The sequence below is a fragment of the Mycoplasma milvi genome (assembly GCF_048284715.1).
In the GTDB taxonomy this organism is placed as follows: domain Bacteria; phylum Bacillota_I; class Bacilli_A; order Mycoplasmatales; family Metamycoplasmataceae; genus Mycoplasmopsis.
The window spans coordinates 1-20,819 of the sequence record NZ_JBLWAH010000001.1; the positions used below are offsets into that span (position 1 = coordinate 1).

7 protein-coding genes are annotated in these 20,819 nt (G+C 29.6%); 1 reads left to right on the top strand and 6 read right to left on the bottom strand.

From position 1 onward, the window contains the following. Positions 1-3,325: leucine-rich repeat domain-containing protein (locus tag ACNQ13_RS00005; protein WP_418035363.1), on the top strand; the 3,325-nt coding region annotated here is incomplete at its 5' end. Positions 3,326-3,408: 83 nt separating this feature from the next. On the opposite strand, the gene gyrA is transcribed toward ACNQ13_RS00005, so the two are convergent. From gyrA to ACNQ13_RS00035, 6 genes are all read right to left on the bottom strand, one after another. Beyond that, entirely contained in the window at positions 3,409-6,027 is a 2,619-nt protein-coding gene (gene gyrA / locus ACNQ13_RS00010) for a DNA gyrase subunit A (protein WP_474623447.1), read from the bottom strand. A 142-nt stretch (positions 6,028-6,169) separates the two neighbouring features. Continuing rightward, positions 6,170-6,865, bottom strand: coding sequence for a potassium channel family protein (locus ACNQ13_RS00015; RefSeq protein ID WP_418027683.1), 696 nt, complete (start codon positions 6,863-6,865; stop codon positions 6,170-6,172). Positions 6,866-6,873: 8 nt separating this feature from the next. Further along, positions 6,874-8,661 (bottom strand): potassium transporter TrkG, encoded by a 1,788-nt coding sequence (locus ACNQ13_RS00020; protein ID WP_416741436.1) that lies wholly within the window; start codon positions 8,659-8,661, stop codon positions 6,874-6,876. Positions 8,662-8,908: 247 nt separating this feature from the next. After that, positions 8,909-9,151, bottom strand: coding sequence for a YneF family protein (locus tag ACNQ13_RS00025; protein ID WP_416741437.1), 243 nt, complete (start codon positions 9,149-9,151; stop codon positions 8,909-8,911). Positions 9,152-9,169: 18 nt separating this feature from the next. Further along, a complete protein-coding gene (locus tag ACNQ13_RS00030) occupies positions 9,170-10,237 on the bottom strand; it encodes a M42 family metallopeptidase (RefSeq protein WP_418034619.1) in 1,068 nt (355 codons plus the stop codon). A gap of 96 nt (positions 10,238-10,333) precedes the next feature. After that, positions 10,334-20,683 carry a hypothetical protein gene (locus ACNQ13_RS00035; RefSeq protein WP_418035364.1) on the bottom strand — a complete coding sequence of 3,450 codons (10,350 nt, stop codon included), beginning with the start codon at positions 20,681-20,683 and terminating at the stop codon, positions 10,334-10,336. Positions 20,684-20,819 lie beyond the last annotated feature (136 nt).

Genomic DNA, 20,819 nt, shown 5'->3' on the forward strand with positions numbered 1-20,819 from the left:
TTTTGAAGGTGCAACAAACCTAACATCAGTTTCATTCCCTAATGCAACAAGTATTGGACAAAGTGCTTTTGAAGGTGCAACAAACCTAACATCAGTTTCATTCCCTAATGTAACAAGTATTGAATATAGTGCTTTTGAAGGTGCAACAAGCCTAACATCAGTTTCATTCCCTAATGTAACAAGTATTGGAGATGGTGCTTTTAAAGGCGCAACAAACCTAACATCAGTTTCATTCCCTAATGTAACAAGTATTGGAGATGGTGCTTTTGAAGATGCAACAAATCTAACATCAGTAGAAATGCCAAAATTAGAACATGCTGGATCAGCTGTATTTAATAATACTCCCAAACTTCCTGAAAAAATTGTTTTAAATGGCGTCTTAGTCAAGTGAAATAATCCTAGTGATCATATTGCTGATGATAGTATCACAAGTATAGCTGGTAGCGTATTTGAAGGTAATACCAATATTACGTCTGTTTCATTCCCTAATGTAACAAGTATTGGAGATGGTGCTTTTAAAGATGCAACAAATCTAACATCAGTATCATTCCCTAATGTAACAAGTATTGGAGATAGTGCTTTTGAAGGTGCAACAAGCCTAACATCAGTTTCATTCCCTAATGTAACAAGTATTAGCAATAGAGCTTTTGAAGGTGCAACAAACTTAACATCAGTTTCAATCCCTAATCTAACAAGTATTGGAGATAGTGCTTTTAAAGGTGCAACAAATCTAACATCAGTTTCAATCCCTAATGTAACAAGTATTGGAGATAGTGCTTTTAAAGGTGCAACAAGCCTAACATCAGTATGATTCCCTAATGTAACAAGTATAGGATGAGAAGCTTTTAAAGGTGCAACAAGCCTAACATCAGTTTCAATCCCTAATGTAACAAGTATTAGCAATAGAGCTTTTGAAGGTGCAACAAACTTAACATCAGTTTCAATCCCTAATGTAACAAGTATTGGAGCTAGTGCTTTTGAAGGTGCAACAAATCTAACATCAGTATCATTCCCTAATGTAACAAGTATTGGAGATAGTGCTTTTGAAGGTGCAACAAATCTAACATCAGTTTCATTCCCTAATGTAACAAGTATAGGAAGAGAAGCTTTTGAAGGTGCAACAAGCCTAACATCAGTATCATTCCCTAATGTAACAAGTATAGGAGATTGAGCTTTTAAAGATGCAACAAATCTCTCATCAGTAGAAATGCCAAAATTAGAACATGCTGGATCAGCTGTATTTGATAATACTCCCAAACTTCCTGAAAAAATTGTTTTAAATGGTGTCTTAGTCAAGTGAAATAATCCAAGTGGTGATATTGCTGATGATAGTATCACAAGTATAGCTGATGAAGTATTTAAAAATAACAAAAACATCACATCGGTATCATTCCCTAATGTAACAAGTATTGGAGATAGTGCTTTTAAAGGTGCAACAAGCCTAACATCAGTTTCATTCCCTAATGTAACAAGTATAAGATGGGGTGCTTTTGAAGGTGCAACAAGCCTAACATCAGTTTCATTCCCTAATGTAACAAGTATAGAAAGGTATGCTTTTAAAGGTACAACAAGCCTAACATCAGTATGATTCCCTAATGTAACAAGTATAGGAGATTGAGCTTTTAAAGATGCAACAAGCCTAACATCAGTATCATTCCCTAATGTAACAAGTATAGGAGATTGAGCTTTTAAAGATGCAACAAATCTCTCATCAGTAGAAATGCCAAAATTAAATGAATTAGGGTCTCGAGCATTTGAAAACACACCAAAACTAAAAAGCAAAATAGTAGTTAATGAAAAATTGCTTAGATGAGATGGTGCCAGTGGTGATATTGTGGATGATAGTATCACAAGTATAGCTGATAGCGTATTTAGAGGTAATATCAATATTACGTCTGTTTCATTCCCTAATGTGACAAGAATTGAAGAAGATACTTTTAATGGTGCAACAAATCTAACATCAGTATCATTCCCTAATGTAACAAGTATAGGAAGAGAAGCCTTTGAAGGTGCAACAAGCCTAACATCAGTTTCTTTCCCTAATGTAACAAGTATTGGATACAGAGCATTTGCTGGTGCAACAAGCCTAACATCAGTTTCATTCCCTAATGTAACAAGTATTGGAACTAGTGCTTTTGAAGGTACAACAAACTTAAAATCTGTTTCATTCCCTAATGCAACAAGTATTGAACATAGTGCTTTTGAAGGTGCAACAAATCTAACATCAGTTTCATTCCCTAATGTAACAAGTATAGGATGAGAAGCTTTTAAAGGTGCAACAAGCCTAACATCAGTATCATTCCCTAATGTAACAAGTATTGGAACTAGTGCTTTTGAAGGCGCAAAAAATCTCTCATCAGTAGAAATGCCAAAATTAAAAAAATTAGGGTCTCGAGCATTTGAAAACACACCAAAACTAAAAAGCAAAATAGTAGTTAATGAAAAATTGCTTAGATGAGATGGTGCTAGTGGTGATATTGCTGATGATAGTATCACAAGTATTGCAGATGGCGTATTTGAAAATAATACAAATATTACGTCTGTTTCATTCCCTAATGTCACAAGTATTGGAGTTCGCGCTTTTGAAGGTGCAGCAAACCTAACATCAGTTAATATGCCAAAATTAAAGAAAATTGAATGAGAAGCATTTGAAAACACCCCTAAACTAAATAAATTAATTTGCAACGGTATATTGATTAAATGATCTGATGCTAGTGGCTATATTATTGATGATAGTATCACAAGTATAGCTGATAGCGTATTTAGAGGTAATATCAATATTACATCTGTTTCATTCCCTAATGTAACAAGTATTGGAACTAGTGCTTTTGAAGGTACAACAAACTTAACATCAGTTTCATTCCCTAATGTTACAAGTATGAGATGGGGTGCTTTTAAAGGTGCAACAAATCTCTCATCAGTAGAAATGCCAAAATTAGAACATGCTGGATCAGCTGTATTTGATAATACTCCCAAACTTCCTGAAAAAATTGTTTTAAATGGTGTCTTAGTCAAGTGAAATAATCCTAGTGATCATATTGCTGATGATAGTATCACAAGTATTGCTGATGAAGTATTTAAAAATAACAAAAACATCACATCGGTATCATTCCCTAATGTGACAAGTGTAGGAAATAGTGCTTTTGAAGGTGCAACAAGCCTAACATCAGTTTCATTCCCTAATGTTACAAGTATAGAAAGGTATGCTTTTAAAGGTGCAACAAGCCTAACATCAGTAGAAATGCCAAAATTAAAAGAAGTAGGATATGGAGCATTTGAAAACACACCTAAACTAACTAATAAGCCTACAGTAAAGGAAAATTAATTCTATAAGCTCAGTACCAATGGTACTGGGTTTTTAATTAAAAAAAGCCTATGCTATAGGCATAAGCTTACAATTAATTTAAATTATTGCTTGATAACTTCTACATCAACAATGCTATCACCATCTTTTAGGTTAATGATTTTCACGCCTTTAGTGTTACGTGAAGCCTCTGAAATTTGATCGATTTGAGTACGGATTGTAACACCTGAAGAAGTAATAACTAGTAATTCATCACTTAGATTAACAAAGCGAGCAAAAACTAGTTTTCCAGCTTTTTCAGCATTAATTCCAGTTACCCCTTTAACACCACGATTAGTTAATCTAAATTGATCTTTGGCTGTTAATTTTCCAAAGCCTTTTTCCCCAAGTGTAAGAACATAATCTCCTTCATTGTCTGCTGAAGCTGAAATCACTTCTTGTCCAGGAGCAAGCGAGATACCTTTAACACCTAAAGAAGAACGCCCGAGTGGTCTAACATCATCTGATTTAAACATTACAATATTTTTAACGTTATTTGCTAGTAAAACAGCATCATTTTCGCCAATTACAAAAGCTCTAACTAATTGGTCACCTTCACGTAGTTTGAAAGCAATAAGACCATTTTTGCGGATATTGCTAAAGAGATTTAGTTCAGATTTCTTAAACATACCTTGTTTAGTTACTGTCACAAGATATTGGTTATCATTATATGAATCAATATTTAGAATTGAAACAATCTTTTCGCCATTTTCAGTATCAAGACCTTGAATAATATTGATAAATGGTAATCCTTTTGATTGTTTAGAACCTTCAGGGATTTGATGTCCTCTTAAGTTATATACTTTTCCATAGTTTGAAAATAGTAATAAATCAGTATGAGTTGAAGCATGAATTATCATAGCGATATCATCGTCATCATAAGTTTTCATTGAGACCGAACCCATTCCACCACGACGTTGAGTGTTATACTCATCTAAATCCATACGTTTTACATATCCATTTGAAGACATAGTAATTACAATTTCTCTTTCAGGGATTAAATCTTCATCTGAAATTGAACCAACAGCAGAAGCATCAATTACAGTTCTTCTTTCATCATTGTATTTATCTTTAACTTCTTGTAATTCAAGCACAATTTCATCAATTAATTTAGCTTCTGAAGATAATATATCTTTGTAATGAGCTATTTCGATTTCTAAATCTGTAATTTCAGCATCCATTTTTTCAATGCTTAAGCCAGTAAGACGACTTAAACGCATTTCTAAGATAGCTTTTGTTTGTTTTTCGCTTAAACCAAATCTTTGTGCCAGTGCTTCTTGTGCATCTGCATCTGTCTTAGATTTCTTAATAATTGCAACAACTTCATCAATGTTAGAAACAGCTATTTTTAATCCATCTAGGATATGAGCTCTTTCTTCAGCTTTATTTAAGTCAAATTTGAGTCTACGAGTTACAACTTCTTTTTGGTGGTTAATAAAGACTTCTAAAGCTTGTTTAAGATTTAATGTTTTAGGTTCATTATTAACAATAGCAACTAAGTTAAAGTTAAATGTAGTTTGAATGTTTGACTTTTGGTATAACTTATTAAGTAAAATATGAGGATTTACTCCTTTTTTAACATCAATAACAAGTCTAATACCTTCACGGTTCGATTCATCTCTTAAGTCAACAATACCTTCAATGACTTTTGTTTTGTGTAATTCAGCAATCTTTTCGATAATTGTAGTTTTCTTAATTGCATAAGGAATTTCACGGATAATAATTTTGCTTTTTCCATTACTTTGCTCAATAACTTCACATTTAGAACGTACCGGAATACTTCCTCTACCTGTTTCGTAAGCCTCTAAAATCCCTTTAGTACCTAAAATAATAGCTCCAGTAGGAAAATCTGGTCCTTTAATATATTGCATTAATTCTTTGACTGTAATTTCAGGATTTTTAGCTAGTGCGATTGTGGCATCAATGGTTTCTCCGAGGTTGTGTGGTGGAATTTCTGTTGCCATCCCAACTGCAATACCAGAAGAACCTGAGACAAGTAAGTTAGGGAAGCGACATGGAAGTACTGTAGGCTCTTGTTCACTACCATCATAGTTATCAACAAAATCTACTGTATTTTTCTTAATACCATCAAGCATTTCAACTGCAATTTTTGCCATTCTGGCTTCAGTATAACGCATTGCAGCTGCTGCATCACCATCAATTGATCCAAAGTTTCCGTGTCCATCCACTAATGGATAACGCATTGAGAAATCTTGAGCCATTCTAACCATTGCTTCATACACTGAGGAATCACCATGTGGGTGATATTTCCCAAGTACATCCCCAACAATACGGGCAGACTTACGGTGCTGGCTACCTGGAGTAATGCCAAGTTCGCTCATATCATACAGAATTCTACGGTGCACAGGTTTCAATCCATCTCTAGCATCTGGTAAAGCACGAGAAACAATAACACTCATTGAGTATTCAAGGAATGATTGTTTCATTTCATTATCAATTACCACTGGATGTAGACCATCAGTTGGTTCAGTAATGATTTGAGATGTAACTACATATTCTTCACTTGCTTGAGGGATCTCTTCTTCTTCATCTTCAACCACAACTGCTTTCTTCTTACGGAAAATCATTGTGTTGTTTTCTTCATATTCAAACTCTGTATCATCTTGAATTTTTACTTTTTCTTCATCATTGTCACTTACTAAGATTTTATCTTTATCATTCATGTTTTACCTCATAATTTAATTAATATAATTAATTAAATTATATAGTTTTTTATACTTTTACCTAATTGACCAACTGTATTTTTAGTCCTACGCGGTAGGAAAAAAAGTAAAAAAATCTAATACTAAAGTATTAGAAATTTATTTAGTTGGTTTCTACTGTTGCATCTGCTTTATCATTTAATCATTCAAGAGCATTTGTAACATTACCTACTTCACCTATAATCGTAATAATATCATCTTTTTGAATTATTGTATCCCCAGTAGCACGTTTAAATGTATTTCCTGTTTTAATCAAAACAATTGTTATTCCCATTTGTGAGAGATGTAAATCTTTAATTTGCTTGTTTTCAAGTTCACTATTATTAACTTTTGTTGAACCTATAACAAAGTTACCACCAATTTCTTGCAAGTTTTGTGAATAGCGAATGAAATTATTGTTTGTTGCAATTAAGGCAGCTCTAATTCCTGATTCGTACTCAGGACGTATGATTACATCAACACCTATTTGTTTTAATACTCTAGCATGACGCTTTGAAGTTGCACGCGCAATAATATTTTTAACCTTTAATTCCAATAAGGCAGCAACAATTTCAATATTATCAGATACTGCAACCACAACTGTACCAGCTTGATCAATTCCTAATGATTTTAAAGTTCTAGTATCAGCTGCATCACCAATCACAATACGATCTACTTCATCAGCAAATAATTTAGCTGATTCAGGATCTTTATCTAAAACAAATACGCTTTTTTCCATTTTAATTAATTGTTCAATTACAGCTTGGCCAAAGCGTCCAGTCCCTATAACTACAATATCATTTTTATAATTTAATTTCATATATTCTCCTATCCAATAGCCACGTCAACGTCGACATATTCAAATGTACGTTTTCAGTTTTTCTTACGTTTTCAAACCAATAATGTTGATGAAATACCAAATTGCCCAATAAACATAACTAAAATCAAGGCAAGCTTTGAAATAGTGTTTAAACTCTTAGTAATACCGGAAGTCAATCCAGTTGTACCAAAGGCGCTGGCTACTTCGAAAATTATATTTTGCGTGGTATATATCTCATTTGCATTAATTGAATTTGTTAAAGTTTGTATCTCTCCACCATAGTCTTTAAATGATGAAAACAACACAAGTGATGTAATTACAATTAATATGAAAGCAATTGCTAATACTTGCGATGACATATTAACAGTATCTTGATTAATTGCACGCTTAAACATTCTGACACGAGGTAAACCAAATAATACCCTTACAATTCCCATAATGATTAATGCAAAAGTAGTTGTTCTAATACCACCACCAGTTGAAGCTGGAGCAGCGCCAATTATCATCATGAAGATAAAGACAAATGTTGACCCTTGTGTAAAGTGTTTGATATTTACAGTAGCAAACCCAGCACTCCGTGTAGATAAAGAGGTAAACAGGGTAGCAAAAGTTTTGTCAAATCAATTTCCATATAATTGTCCATTTTCAAAGATTCATTTTTGCTCATTTAAAAGTGAGTATTTAGGATCAGATAAATCAGCTAAATTATTACTTTGTTTGAATCATTCAGCATATTGAGCATGGAATGAATACATTTCTTTAGAACTATACGGAAGTCCATTTATATCATATAAAGTTTTTGGAATATAGTATTGATTTCATAAAGCATATGGATTTTGTGAACTAGCTTCAAAACCAATTGAAATTAAAAAACCAACTAAAAAAACAAGTGCATATGTAACAAGTGATATTTTTGTAAATATCGAAAAATAATATGGTGACTTTTCACGTCTAATTTTATGTTTTATATAGCAAGTTAAATCATAAATAGCAGGATATCCTAAACCACCAATAATAAGTAAGATAATAAAGCAAATTTGCAAGAAGTAATTTTGATAATATGGCATCAAACTGAAAGAAGACATGATATCAAAACCAGCATTATTAATTGCAGAAATTGTATGGAAGATACCGAATTTTAAAGAAAGCAAGATATTTCCTTGCGGAGAAATAAAATTACTTTGTAATGCTTCTAAATGATTTGCTTCAGTACTCTTAATATCATTAGATAAAACTAAATCAATACCTTTGGTATGGATAGGTGTTGCAAAATAAAAATAAATTGTTAAAGCTATACTGAAAATAAAAATACAAATAAATAAAAACTTAATAGAAGAAATTATGATTTGCGTTATTTTGGCAGTATTAGTACCTCCACGTTCACTTTGAATCAACTTAATTTCTCCAAGAGAAGATGATTTTTTACGAAAGATAAAGTTAATAATAAAAAACTTCAAGGCAAAAATTCCAATACCACCAGATAATATTAAGATTGCTATAATAGCTTGACCAAAATCATTTCACTGTTTAAAGGTATCTGAAACCACAAGACCAGTATCACTAAAAGCTGAGGCTGTAGTAAAGACAGAATCAATATAAGAAATTCTTTCAGCATTACTGTTTTGAGCTCATGGTGAAAATAATAGTAAACTTGAAATTAAAACTATTAAAAAATAAATAAATAGTAAATATTTTAGTTTTGAGATATTGGATTTTCAGCGCCAAAAACGTATTAAACTTTGAATAAATTTCGAATTGATAAATTTACTTTTTAAATTATATTTAATTCGTCTCATCTTTCTCCTTGTGTTTTATATAAAAAATTATATTAAATTTATTTAATAAAATAAATTTAATAAAGTAATTAGTTACAAAATATTTAAACTTTTTATACCTATAAATAAGATAAAAAAGTTTTTTAAACTAAATAAAATGCCTCTAACTTCTAATATTTATCAATTCTTTTAGATAAAAGAACAATAAATACCACTGATAAATAAAAATTCACTGTATTAGTGAATTAATTTAAATTATTAAAGGAATTTATTTGTTTTTAGCATCATTCATAGATTTCATAATTTGTCTAATTTGTGATTCACTTGCTGTTCTACCCATTTGTTTAAACATAACACGAATCATTTTTTCATTAATAGGTGGGTTTTCTCTTAATTGCTTTTCAAAAATTCTTTTAGTTACAAAAAATGTAACTAAAGCAGCAGCAATACCGACTAAGAGAACAACACCGATGATCATACCAACAAATGCACCTGTTGTCATTTCAACCATTTTTACCTCCTATGTTAATTATTTATATTTTATTTTATCATATTTTTTATCATTGAATTCTAATATAAATTTTGAAATTAAATCGCTTGCAGCTAATAAATCTGAAATTGCACATACACCAATTGGTGAGTGTAAATATCTTTGTGGAAGAGAAATTGTTAAAGTTGCTGCTCCTCCACGAGCATATTGCAATTCATGAGCATCAGTTCCACCACCCATAGAAACAAATTTATAAGCAGGAATGTTGTGTTTTAAAGCTACTTCTTCCATTAAATTAATCAATCCTGTATCCATTAAGTTACCACCATCTTTGATTCTTAATGCTGCTCCTTTAAATAAAGCAGTAGTGCCAGGTATTGTGCCAATTGTATCATGAGATGAAGTAGTATCTAAAGCTATTGCTATATCTGGGTTAATAATTGATACTGAAGTTTTAGCTCCTCTAGTTCCTACTTCTTCTTGCACTGTACCAACTAAGTATAAATCACAATCTAATTCAGCTTGTGCTAAAGTTTGAGCAATTCTTTCAAGAACAGCGACACCAGCGCGGTTGTCCATTGCTTTACCACCAATTAAATCCTCATTGTCAAATAAGATAGTTTCCCCACTCATTCTAACTTGATTTCCAATTTCAACACCGGCTGCAAGAGCCTCTTCTTTAGATCTAAATCCAAAATCTGCGTATAAATCATCATTTGTTAGGGCTTTTGCAATTTTATCTCTTTCCATAATGTGAATAGAAGTGTGTCCAAAAACACCTAAATATGTTTTGTTATTAGTAATTAATTTAGCTTTAGTTCCAATAACAGTACTTGCTCAAATTCCACCAATTGGACTAAGTAGAATTTGTCCATTGTTATCAATTCTTCTTACTATGTAGCCCACTTCATCCATATGAGCAGCCACCATGACTTTTGGAGCATTCGGATTTTTACTCTTTTTGTGAAAAATAATTGAGCCCATTTTATCACGAGAAACCTCATATCCAGTGATATTTTTTCTTAATTCATCAGCAATGGGTTCTTCATAGCGAGACATAGCTTCAATTTCCATGTATTTAATCAATCTATCTTTAAATTGTTTCATTATTTCTCCTTAAATTAAGTATTTAAAGTTTATCAAATTATTAATTAAAAGTTAATAATTTGATAGAAAAACCCCAAGTATTACTTGGGATTAATCTTATTTTTTATCTTTAATATAAATAACAATTCCACTGATAAATAATGCTGAAGCAATTATTACTAAGTAAGCTCATCATGGGAAGGCTTGTGCGTTTGCTTTGACATTAGCTTTAGCTGCACTTTGTAATACATTTGGTGCCTGTGTAAAGTTTGGATCACTAAATAGCATTACAAGATCTTTTATAGCACTTCGGCTTGGAGATGAATTATTAATTGTTTCAAAGTATGGGCTTTGTTTTATTAATTGAGCAAAGTTTACTATATTATTTTCTAGTTCATTATTATTTACATTGGCTGAAGCAAATTGTTGCGCATCTTTATTTTGTAAAGCAGATACCATTGCTTTTAAGGCATTAGCATTTGCAATTAATCTTGCAGCTTGAGCATTAATTGCATTAACAGGCTTGATACCAACAATTGAATAAGCTTTAAATGGATGATAATTTGCAATAGCCTTATTTAAAACTGCTGTGTTATTTTCAAGTAAGTTTGTATCTTTAACATCAGTTTCTTGATATTGCTTTAAGGCTTTCGCAAGTGCTTGTAAGCTTATTAAAGCTTCAGCTAAGTGTTTAAAGTCATTAGCTTGATTACTTGAAAGAATTGGTGCAACTTTATCAATTTCTTTTTGTGTTTCTTCACTTATTTTATTATTAGCAATATCCTCTAATATCTTATCAACTACTTGTGCAATAGCTTTTTGATTATCATTATATTGTTTTAAGGCTTTATCTTTTACAGCTTGAGCTGCTTGATAAGTATTAGTTGAATTAAATTCGTTTGCTACTTTAGCTTTATCTTGATCACTTAAGGTAGTTAAATTCTTTTCAATTCAATCTTGAATTTCAGGAATAATTGTACCTGAAGTATTGCTATATTGTTGTGCTGGGAATAAATTAATTTCTTTAGCTTTAGTCTTAATTTGATCAAGTAATTTTTCTATTTTTGCAGCTTGTTGTTGAGGAATTGGACCAGCTGTATTAACAATACTTTGATGTTGTTGTTTAAGATCTTCTAGTACTTGTTTAAATTCATTTTGCAATTGTGTAGGCGCATTATTAAATTTATTACTATTAATTAGATCTTTATAATTTTCTATTGCATTATTGGTATTTTCTTCTAGTTCTTTTTTGACTTTATTATTAGCTTGAGCACTTGCTTTTAAATCTTCTAGTGCAGTTTTAATTTTTTCAGCTAAGCTGTCAATTTCGCTAGCTGCATTAGTTTGATAAATTACACCAGGTGTTGCAAGTATATTACTTGCATCTGTTAATGCTTGTTTAAAAGCAACTTGCTTATCTGGGCTAGCAGCAGCAAAAATTGGATCACTAAAGTCTTTTAAGCTAGAAGGTAAGGCTTGATATTGTTGTTTAAGAGCTAACATGCTTTTATCTAAGCTGATAGCTTCTTGTGCAGTTACATTGGCTTGTTCTTCATTTGTGCAAGCTTGTAATTTTGCTTCTAAAGCTTCTTTTTGAGCTTGATTTAAGTTAGCTAAATCATTTGTATTATTAAGGTTCTTAATAATTACATTATTTAAGGCTTGTAATTGAGCTTGTTTTTGAATTAATTCTAAATTATTGAAGTTTAAATCTTCGTATTTTGCTTTTGTTGATTCTTTTAAAATGGTAAATGGGGCAACAAGTTTAATATTTGGATTTAATTCTGGGGATTCGAGATAGTTTTCTAGAGGTATTACATTGATAAAGTGTTGTAACTTATCAGTAGCTTGTATGATTGCACTAGCACTTTGGTTTGTAATCAAATCATGAACTGTAGCATCATTTGGAATTTGTTTAGCAAGCATTGAATCAGCTTTGCTTAATGCTTTTGCTTTAGTTACAGTATCATTTAAAGTTTTAATAAGGCCATTAAGTGCATTTAAAGCAGTATCAAATTTTTCTTTTAAATCATTATAAGCATTATGTACTGGTTCAGCTTCACTTACTGAAGCATTATTTATTGCTTCTGCATTAGAAATAGCTGATGTAAGTTGGTTTTTGTCCAAAATTAAAGTTTGAGTATCTAATTTAGGTAATAAGTTTTTAGCTTGAGTAATTAATTGTGCTAAATGATTTTTAATTAAAGCATCTGATAAATCATTAGTTGCTTTTTCTAATTCTTGATTGCTTGCGTTTTTATTTAAAACTGTTTTGGCTGTATTTAAAGCAGTTTCTAATTCATTTGATTTAGTTGTAATTTTTTCGGCTTCATTTGCTAAATCATTTAATTGGCTTTTCATTGTAGCATTAATTAATTCTTTTGTTGTGGTATTAATTAAGTTAACATTGAAGTTATTTTTACTATTAGCTGCTACTTCTTTTGCTTTTTGTAAAGCAGCTTGTAGTTCACTTGTTGGGTTAAGAGCTTCAGATGCCTGTTTAATTGCTTGATATAAATCACTCTTGTTATTTATGTCAGTTAATTTAGTTATCTCTGTTTGAATATTTTTTACAAAATCACCTAATTGTAAACTAGTTAAATTATTTATATCTTGGTCAAGTAATTTTTTAGCATCAACTAAATAGTCAGCCTTAAATTGCTCATTATTACGTAAACTTTCAGGTAATGAATCAATCATATTGCTTAAGACACTTTGTTTAGCTAACATAAAGATTTGATTTGAAAGTTGCAAGGCTTTAAGCACATCTGGCATCTTGTCTTTTAAAATATTATCACGATTTTGATAGATGACAGTTTCTGCTTGAGATACCAATGCACTAAGAGTTGGACTTAGATTTGGCAATTGTTTTGCGAAATAAATTGTAGAATCAAGTTTATTGATAGACATTGAAGCTAAATTGAAGGCCCCAACATTGATCTTAGAAACTTCTTGAATTAAATTATTAACTTGAGTATTGAAATCATTAGCATTTAAATTTGCTAAATTATTATTGTCAATTAGACCATTGATTTTAGTAATTAATTTTTGCAATGAGTTTTCTGGTTCAGTTACTTGTAATATATTAGCAATATTTTCCACTTCAAATGGTAATAGGTATTGGTATGTTTCGTATTGTGCGAGTCTAATATCAATATCATTAGCAATTTGTTTAATACCATTTAATTTTCCAAATAAAGTATTGTATTTTGTTAAAGTGTCCATCATTTTGTCTAATGCTTTTTTATTATTAATTACTTCACCATTAAATGTAGCATTATATGTTGCATCAAACTTCGGATTTGAAACATCAATTATTTGTTCAACAAGTGCTTTCTTACCACAGCATAAGTTATCTAGTGAGTCTAAAATTCTTTTAGCATTAGCTAAGTTTTCTAATCCATTTAAATTATTTAACTTGTTAATTAGATTTTCATTATAAGAATCGTAATCTGCCTGTGTGGTGGTTAAATAAGCATTAAATAGCTCTTCAACTCTTTGACTATTAATCAAATCAAGTAGTTCTTGTTTCATGTTTTGATTTGCAAAAGCAATTTTTGGCTCATTTGTTTTATAAACACTATTAACATATGCTACTTTATCAATAAATTTGGCAGCATTTGCTACTTTTTGAGCTTGTTGTAAATCATTAGCATTAGCTAAATTGTCCAATGATCTTGCTAAATAATCTTTAAAAGTTGGCAAGTATTTTAAAGATTGTATTTCAACTTTTATGTCATTATAATTCTTGTTACCATCTAATGAATTTTGTGCAGATGTAATTTCTTTTATAAGTTTATCAATATCTGCTTTTGAAGCATCTTTAAGCCCTTGAGCAATTGCGTTTTCAACTTTAGTAATAACTTGATCTAAATTAGTTTTAGGTTGATTTGAAGCATATTTATAGTTATTATCATTATTGTTTTTTAGTCTTTTCGCATTTGCAAGAGCATTAGATAAATCTTGCATTGCTTGATTTAAACCTTTAGCATTAGTTACAACCTCATTAATTTTTTCACTAGTTGTAGCTGAATTAATTTTTTCTTTTGCTGCTGTTTTTTGTTCAGCAGTTAGGTTGCTTTGTTGTTCAATTTCGCCCTTAGCTTTTTCTTGTTCTTGAATAATTTCCTCTGCTAATGCTTTGATGTTTCTCATAGCATCTTGCAATTGTTTTTCTGCTTGTTCTAATGCAGTTTTGTTATCAATGTTTAATTCATGATCTTTAACTTTTGTCCCATTAATCAATAAGTTATTTGCAGCTTGTAAAGCAGATATTAAAGTTCTCTTTTGTTCTTCAGTTGCTAAATTATATTCAGCTGAATTTTGTAGTTTTTTAACTTGGTCTATTGTTTGAATTAAGTCACCAGCAGCTGTATTTTCGTTTCTAGCTTTTGAAATTAAAGGCTCAACATCTGCAATTAGATTTGCCTGATTAATTTTAGTTTTATATGAGTCAATTAATTCTTGACTTAAGTAGTTTAATTTTCCTAAATCATTTATGGCTTGTTGTTTTGCACTATCCAATTTTTCAAGACCATTTAATGCCTTATCAGCTTTCTTATAAGAATTTATTGCCTCATTAATAACACTTATTTTGTAACTTATATTGTTAGCAGCTATGTATTGATTAAATTCTACAATTGATTCATATTGAAGCATTTTTGCAGCAGCATCAAAGCTATTACGCTTATCTTCATCAGAATTCAAGTATCTAGGAGTTTTTTTAATTGCATTAATTGAGCTCGCAGTATATTTAGATAAATCAACTAATGCTTGATCATATTTATCAATTAATGCACCAAAGTCATTAATTTCATTTATGCTATTAAGCTGTTTTACATGTGATATATAATTTGGTTTATTAATATCATTTATTTTAGCTGCTTGATTAATTTTATTAATAACTTCTTCTCTAGCTGTTTGAACACGAGCAATACCATCTAATTGTTGTGTTACTGAGCTTAAAGCATTAGCTTTTGCTTCAATTTCACTAGGAACAATTGAATTTTGGTTTTGTAATGCTAATTCTTGCATTTTTTGTGTATCAACAGCTGCATCAAAAGCTTCTTTTGCACTTGGAGTAGCTTGCATATGGTTAATGGTATTCTTTACAGCATTAGCTTGTTTAATGGCTTCATCCAATGATTCCATTGCTTTATTCAATGAAGTGGCATTGTCTAAAATTAGAGCAATTTCTTCAATTGAGTTAACTGCATTTATTTGAGCTTTAATTTGTTGAATTTGAGCATTTGATAGATATGGATATTTACTTTTTAAATCTAAGGAATCACTTGCTTGTTTTTTAGCTTGCTCTAAGGCAGCAATATCACTTTGAATTGAGTTCTTAGCTTTTATTAATTCATCAAGAACTGATTGGATATTTGCAAGTGTTTTATCGACAATTAGCTTATCATCTTGAGTTAAACTGTTGTATGAATTTAGTGCATTAGTTACATTATCTTTACTTGCTTTTGTTACTTGACTATAGTTGCTTGCTTGAGTTAATTCTTTAACTTGACTAGCTAATAAAGCAACTTCTTTTGTTTTATCATCAAGTGTTTTTGCATTTGTAGCAAGTGCATTAATTTGTGCAACTGTCTTATAGTTATTAAGTTCTGCAAGTAATTGTTCTTTTTTTCCTTGAGATAAATATTGAGCGTTATTGATGGCATCTTTAGCTTTATTAATAGCAGCTTGGTAATTAGCATCACCATTTAACTTACCAAGTTCATTTTGATCTGTAGTAGTTTTAGCATTTAAGTCTGAAATTAAACCAGGTAGATTTTCAGCAGTTAATTGTTTGATTTCTAACGCTGATGTAATTTGACTTCCTAGATTAATATTAGCTTGCTCTAAAGCTATTTTCTTGTCATCATCTGCTTGAGAAAAGTTTAATTCTGGATCATTAGGGTTTATTACTTTGTCAACTTTTTGTTTTAGCTCTTTTGCTTGATGTAAAGCAGCATCAAGTTGAGTTGCTAAGTTTTTTATATTATCAATTTCATTAGGATTTGATTCATTTTCAATTGTGCTAATTAAATTATGTTTTTGTTCTGGGGTTAGATTTTGTAAATTACTAATTGTAATTTTAGCTTCACTTTTAATGCTGTCAACTTGACTTTGACCATTTAATTGACTGATAGCATAAGTTAATTTTTGAGCAGCATCTATTATTTCAATTTCTGATTTATTTGCATATTGATTTCTAATTAAATCTTTCACAACACTGTATTGTGAATCAAATTCAGTTTTTGATTCAGGTGTAGCATATTTATAAGCTATTGCATCAGGTGTGATTAATTTAGCTTGATTATTTGCTTCAACAACTTTAGCAATTGCTACATCAATTTTTTGAGCATTTGCTACTATATCATTAATTTGCTGTAATACTCTAGAATCATTAATTTGTTTAATTCATTCTGTTTTTAAATTATCAGTAGCATTTTTTAAATCGTTAATTGTTTTTATACTATCTGCTACTTGAGCAGCAAATTCATCAATATAAGTTTCAATATGTGTTATTAGTCCAGATAACTTAGAACTATCATTTTGAGTTTTAGTGATGTCATATAATGTTTTTTTGATATAGGTATCATATTCTGATAATAAATTATCCAAAGTGTTAGAATCATCCTTATTAACGTATTTATAATTATCAGATTCTTTTAATACATTTGCTGAAGTTATAGTATCTTTTAATTCTGATATTGCATTAGAATCAGCTTCAGCATCCTCATATATTGATTCTAAATCATCTTCTGTTTTTGTTTGCTCTCAATCATTAATTTTAATTATGTAACTATCTTTAGTAATTTGATTTAGATCTTTTAAATCATTAATTTTAAGAATGTATTCTTCTTTTATATTTAATCAATTACGATCACCATCTAATGAATTTACAGCAACAGAAAGGTCGCTTTTAGCTGCTCCTAGTTCAGAGATTATTGAATCAATATCTTGAATCGTAAAATCAGTTGCTGGGTCTGTAGATTGATTAGCTAAAAGTTTTTCTGTTTTTTTATAAGTTTCTGAATACATTTCTTTAAGAAATTCACTTGAGTAAATGTATTTTGGAAGATCCTTGATTTTAGATAACTGGCTTTTTATTAATTCATTGTTCAATCCATTTGCAGTTGATTCTAAGTTATCAATTTTTTTGACTAAATTTTTTAAATCTGGAATACTATTGCAATCATCTATTTGGCTATAAATATATTTCTTTCGAGCTGGACTAATATATTTATATGCTGATATTTTACTTTTAGCTTGTAATTTACGTTCCTCAAAATTTCTATCACCATTAAGTTCCTTACTTGCTTGTTCTATTTCTTTGATATAAGCCATTATAGTATCAGCTGATAATGTAGCAATTTTGCTAACTTCATATTTATTGAGTAAACCATCTAAATTATTCTTATATATAGAATCAGATAATTCATATTTAATGGTATTTTTGATTTGTGTGTTTTGAGAAATTATATTTCTAAGTTCTGCCATACTGTTTTTTAAATCAGTATATTGGCCACTAAGTGTTTGAATCTTTTCAAGACTATGAGCATTATTGAAGGAACTTATTAATGAAGCTTTTTGTAATTCATTAATATCTTTATCATTTTGTACTTGTTGAATTAATGTATTTTTTAATTCCTTATATTGATTGATTTCGGCATTCAATTCAGTAACTGCTGCTGATACAGCTTGACTAATATCTTCGACATCTTGTTCAGTTGTATCATAGCTATTAACTTTATTATCTGTTATTATTGATGAAATTCTACCTTTTAATTTATCTAGAATTTCTCGGCTAGCACTTGAAAACACAAAACCATCTGTATTATTAAATATTTGTGAATTGTCTTCTATTGCCTTTGCAATATTTTCAGCATAAGTGTTTGTATTAGCAGCTTTACTGGTGATCTGTGCAATATCAGATTCATTTGCTACATCTTTAAGTGCTTTAGCTACTGAAGCTTTATAATTATCTGATAAATATTGCATCTTACTAATTTTTTCAACTGCATTTTTAACTAAATTGTTTAATCTTTCTTCACCATCTAAATTATTTATAGCAGTTTGCAAATTAGTAACTTTTTCATTAATTGTTCTATTATATTCTGCTTCATTATTTTGGTTGCCCATTATTGATTTTCAAATTTCATCTTTTAATGCATTTTGAATGTCAATTACAGCTTGATCAAAAGCTGTTTTATTATCAGTTGATGCTCAATTATAATTATTTGTATTTTTCAAGGCATTAGCATCATCAATTTTTTTATTAGTTTCTTGAATTAATGTATTTAGATTATGTGCAGCTGAGCTATTTTTTAAATCATCTTCATCACTACTTTCATTAGTTATTAGACCTTTATAGTAGTCTTTTTGAGCACGAGATAGGGCTGGTTCATTTTCAATAGCCTCTCTAATTTTGTTTTTCTTTTCTGCTTGTTTTTGATCACCATTCAATGATTTAATTGCATTATCAAGATCTGTAATTCCAGGTAGGATTTTGTTATTTACTATAGAATCATCAATCATTGTTCATTTTTTGACTTCATCAAGTAAATCGTTTACTTTTTTGAAACTAGAATCCAATGATTCTTTATTATTCTCATCTGAATTTTTATAATTATTTGATTCTTTAACCTCTGTAGCCTTAGAAATAGCATTTGTAAGTTGATTAATTAAAGCAGAAAGATTAGAAGCTTTAGCTATTATTTCTGCCATTTCTTGTTCAGAGTTAGCATTTTTTAAATTATTTATAAATTCACTACCTTGTGTTGGAGTTAAATTTTTAAATTCATCAATTTTCTTTATATTTTTATCCAAAAGCTCATTATATCTACTATTACCATCCAATTTGCTAATGGTGTTATTAATTTCAGTTAATTTATTATCTAAATCAGTTAAATCTACAATAGAACCTAAATAATCTTCCGGAGTCATTGAACCATTTATTAATGCACCAAATTCATTATTAAACTGAGTTTTATTTAAATCACTTGAAAACTCATAATTCTTATCATTTTTAATATTTGGGATTTTATCTAAAGCTTCTTTTATTTCTTTAGTTTTATTATCTACATTGATTATATTATTAATGATTTTATCATATGCTTCATCATCACTGGCATTTTCAATTGATTTAAGTATTTGCTCTTTTTGCTTTTCACTTAAATTTGGATAATCGTTCATAACCTTATCATATACTGCTTGCCCATTTAGGTCTTTTGTATCTTCTATTTTTCTGTCATTTATTTTTGAATCAACTGATAAAAAGCTTTCAGTTCAGTTATCTTTATTGAAAACATAAATGAATTTGGCATTAATTTTATCTATTGTATTTACTTTTATACTTTTATTTGAATACTTATAGTTGTTGCTATCTATAATTTCATTTTTAAAATCATCTTGGTATCACTCATTTATCATATAAACCATAAATGCTGCCATTACACTTGGTACTGAATATACAATAATTTGTGCTTTAGGAGAATCTTCAGTAATATCTTTCTCTACACTTATTAATTTAAATTCACGAATTTTATCAATAATTGGTTGGATATTTTCGTTAACTACTTGAGGCTTTTTAAATGATGAAATTAATATATGAGATATTTTATTGGCAATCTCAGAATATAGTAACCCTGAAAAATAATTAATTATTATAGGTGATTTAGCAGTTATTTCTTTTTTTAAAAAATTATCTCAAAATGTTTTATTTGTAATTTCTGCATTTTGCTCAATTTTTTTAAAACTTTGATCAGTTGGTTTGGATATAAGATTGGTAGAATTAAAATCGTATGGCATAAAGTTCCTAAATATTAATCCTAAAATATCCTGTTGATTAACTATGGCAATGTTAGATTTTTTATTTGCAAGGTTGTTAAAATCTTTTATAGAAAAAGTTGTATCAGGATTTTTTTCATTAAAATCAAGTGCTTCACTAAAACTATTCAATACTTTTTGGCTATCTCCGATAAATAAATCTAAAAAATTGTTGCATATAATAGCATCAAGCACAGCAGTTGGATAATTTCTTTCCACATTTTTTCCTTGCTTGATACTGCTCATTGCTTTTTCTAGTTTTGATAACAATTTATTAGAAATTGCTTTTTCAAACTTAGCTTCTGGGAATTCTTCACCTTCAAACATCTGCTTTACATATTCTTTGAATTGTTCCATTTTTTGCTTAATAATTTCAACTTGAGCTTCTAATTTAGCTATATTTTCTTGTGATGGATTGTAATAAAAATCAAATGCTTCTTTATATTGTTCGTAATTTAAGCTAAAGTCAAAAATAGGGTAGTTACCAAGTAAATTTCCTTTTTGAATGTATGCTAATTCTGGATTTATATTCTCATTTGTGTTTCCTTCTTTACTACTGATTACAAAACCAACTAATGGTGTAGACAGACCTAAACCAATTGTAGATTTTATAAGTAAATTCTTTATAACTCTTTTAGACATAATTTCTCCTTTAAAGTAAGATGATATATTACTCTTTACTTTCTTTTCTTTTTTGTATTATATCACTTCAGGAAATCCATAATGTGGTTTGCGAATTTTATACAATATTTTTTTGGCCTTATTTTATGGGTTAAAA